This is a genomic window from Halorubrum sp. (assembly GCF_046498025.1).
Lineage (GTDB): Archaea > Halobacteriota > Halobacteria > Halobacteriales > Haloferacaceae > Halorubrum.
The window spans coordinates 1-2,578 of record NZ_JAWOBM010000073.1 but is presented as its reverse complement, the minus strand read 5'-3'; the positions used below and the strand labels follow the sequence as shown (position 1 = coordinate 2,578).

Below are 2,578 nucleotides of genomic sequence, written 5' to 3'. Positions count from 1 at the left end.
GACAAAATGGGGCCGGAGGGATTTGAACCCCCGATCGACTGATATCTCCGGTGCGCCTCGGAACTCCAGAGGGTCGTCAACGCGAGCGATGATCAGTCGCCCGCTCGGTATATCAGTCTGGAGTGTCGTCCCGGGCGCGAACCTCTGGAGTCAGTCGCCATGCCTGGCTTGGCCACAGCCCCACGCAGTATCGCACTAAGTGGTTGCCGAAACGCGGATAAAGGGGTTTCGATCGCGAGCGATCGCGGGACGGATCGACGACGCAGGCGGCGCCGGAACCGACCGACGCTCGGCCGCGTCGTCCCGGGTCAGCGGTCGTCGTCGCTCCAGTCGCATTCCTGACATTTGTACCCGGTGACGAACTCGGTGACGCTCGGCATGTAGCCGACGGAAATGACGTCGCCGCCGCACTCCGGACAGCCGCGGTCGGCGTCCGCGATCGACTCGGCTTCGAGCACCGACTCGCCCTCGACCAGTTCGGCGAGCGTCTCTGGCGTCACCATCCGTCCCTGCACGACGCGATTGGACATACCCGGCGTAGACGCCGGAGCACCTAAACCCCGGCGACAGGCCGGGACGGGGATCCGCCGGACACCCACCGCCGCTCACAGCCAGGGCGCCCGCGAGTCGTCGTCCGCGAAGGGGTCCGTGTCGTCGTCGCTCACGTCGCGGTCGCCGCCGTTGGCCAGGACGGCCACGTCGTCGTCGACGATCGGACCGGGCGCGTTCGGCGGGGTGTCGAGCGGCGGGTCGGTCGGGCCGCGGTCCTCGTCGCCGACCGCGTCGTCGTCCGACGCGTCGCCCGACTCGTCTCCCGCACCGTCGGTGCCGTCGTCGCCGCCGTCAGAGCCGTCGGCCGGCGAGTCGCCGCCGACGACGTCGGCGTTGGGGTCGTAGGCGAAGAGCGTGGTGACGGCGAGGACGGCCAGCGCGATGGGCGCCTCCGTCTGCATCAGGTCGAACGGTCCGAGCAGGATCGGGAGCGCGAGCACGCCGAGCGCGACCGCGGAGCCGAACCGGAAGCGGTCGATGTCGACGCGGCCCCGGAGGTGCGGCGACAGCAGCGCGATCGTCAGCGCGAACGCGACACCCACGCCGGCCGCAGCGGCGCCGTTGAGCACGTACTCCGGCGACGTCGCGATCACGAAGCCGCTGGGCTCGAAGCTGGCGACGAGGCCGAGCGCGATGATAATGCCCGGACTCGGCAGGTACTCGCCGATCTCCGAGCTCGCGGTCTTGGCGGCGATCGTGAGGATCACCAGCCCGGCGAAGCGCTCGAAGACGGGCAGGTTGAGGAACCCCTTGAACGTGGGCGCGAACGCCGCTTCGAGCGCCGCCAGCGGGATGATCACCGCGCCGATCAGCAGGACGGAGGTCGCCATCTCCCGGCGGGAGCCGTCCATCTCCGCGAGGATCACGGCCGCGGTGGCCGACCCGCCGAAGATGAGGATCCCGGTCTCGACGACGCCGGTCGCGGTGCTCAGCACGCCGGCGATGACTAAGGCGGGGAAGATGCCGTCGACCAGCGGCAACACCATCACGGTCGCGAGCAGCTTCGTGGCGCTGCCGACCTGCCGCTCCAAGCGGAGCGCGATTGGGTGGCGTGAGACGCTCATTCAGGGGCGATGTCCCTGACCGACGGGTACACGGTGGGAAGCGGGCGACCCGCGATAGCCGAGGGCCCGGCGTACGGAGTCGAAGCCGCAGACGGCCCGACGAGCCCATGTGCGGAATTTGCGCGGATTGCCGGCTGTAAAGGAGGCGCCGAAGGCACGGATCGGCTGGCCGGCGGTGCGCGCGTTCACGGGACTGTCGGAGTCCATACACCATATACGCGTTTCGGTCGCGTTAAAGGTTGTGTGAGTCCGGTCCACACGTTACAGAGGAATTCGATGTGTCGTTTATAAATAGAGATGCGAAGAGACAGCCGAACCGGCAATCCGCCGACGATCCGTCAACACATACCGGTCCGCGGCGTCGATAGTGGAACGCCCGGACCGCGGGTGAGGCTGGGGGCACCGACCGTGTGCGAGAAGCCGGCACGCCGCGGGCACTGACGGCCGGAGACGCCGACTCCCGACCGATCGCCGTCGCCGACCGACCGGCTTGACGGTCGCGTCCAGCGGGTCGAACCGACCGTTCCGACGGGGGATCGAATCTCCGTGTATGATCCATGATACTGGATATATCCCGATCTCGAATGAGAACGACGTGCACGTCCGTGCTGACTCGCAACGCTTTTTATTCGGCACTCACGACGTTTTATATGGAGACCAACTCCGGTCGATTCTCTGCGAAGCTCGACGTGCCGGAAGCGCTGACGTTCGACGACGTGCTCCTCCGACCCAAGGAGAGCCGGGTGGAGCCCGACGACGCCGACCTCTCCGCGCGCGTCTCGAAACACGTCGAACTCACCGTGCCGATCCTCTCGGCGGCGATGGACACCGTCACCGAGAGCGACCTGGCCATCGCGATGGCCCGCGAGGGCGGGCTCGGCGTCCTCCACCGCAACATGACCGTCGAGGAGACGGCCGCGGAGGTCGAGCGCGTCAAGCGCGCCCACGAGCTCGTCATCCGC

The 2,578-nt window shown here is 68.0% G+C and carries 3 protein-coding genes and 1 tRNA gene; 1 reads left to right on the top strand and 3 read right to left on the bottom strand.

What is annotated here, in order from left to right; translation table 11 throughout:
* Nucleotides 1-7: 7 nt before the first annotated feature.
* The 3 genes from R6U01_RS13335 to R6U01_RS13325 form a co-directional block, all read right to left on the bottom strand.
* A tRNA-Trp gene (locus R6U01_RS13335) sits at nucleotides 8-182 on the bottom strand.
* Between the two features lie 126 nt (nucleotides 183-308).
* Nucleotides 309-530, bottom strand: coding sequence for a DUF5795 family protein (locus R6U01_RS13330; RefSeq protein ID WP_410286947.1), 222 nt, complete (start codon nucleotides 528-530; stop codon nucleotides 309-311).
* A 75-nt stretch (nucleotides 531-605) separates the two neighbouring features.
* Nucleotides 606-1,616, bottom strand: a complete 1,011-nt coding sequence (locus tag R6U01_RS13325) for a DUF5794 domain-containing protein (protein ID WP_410286946.1) — start codon at nucleotides 1,614-1,616, stop codon at nucleotides 606-608.
* Between the two features lie 650 nt (nucleotides 1,617-2,266).
* Between R6U01_RS13325 and R6U01_RS13320 the strand changes: the two genes are divergently transcribed.
* Nucleotides 2,267-2,578: IMP dehydrogenase (locus tag R6U01_RS13320; protein WP_410286945.1), on the top strand; the 312-nt coding region annotated here is incomplete at its 3' end.

Coding starts and splice junctions, on each gene's coding strand:
- R6U01_RS13330 (WP_410286947.1), bottom strand. CDS start 530: ATGTCCAATCGCGTCGTGCAGGGACGGATGGTGACGCCAGAGACGCTC.
- R6U01_RS13325 (WP_410286946.1), bottom strand. CDS start 1,616: ATGAGCGTCTCACGCCACCCAATCGCGCTCCGCTTGGAGCGGCAGGTC.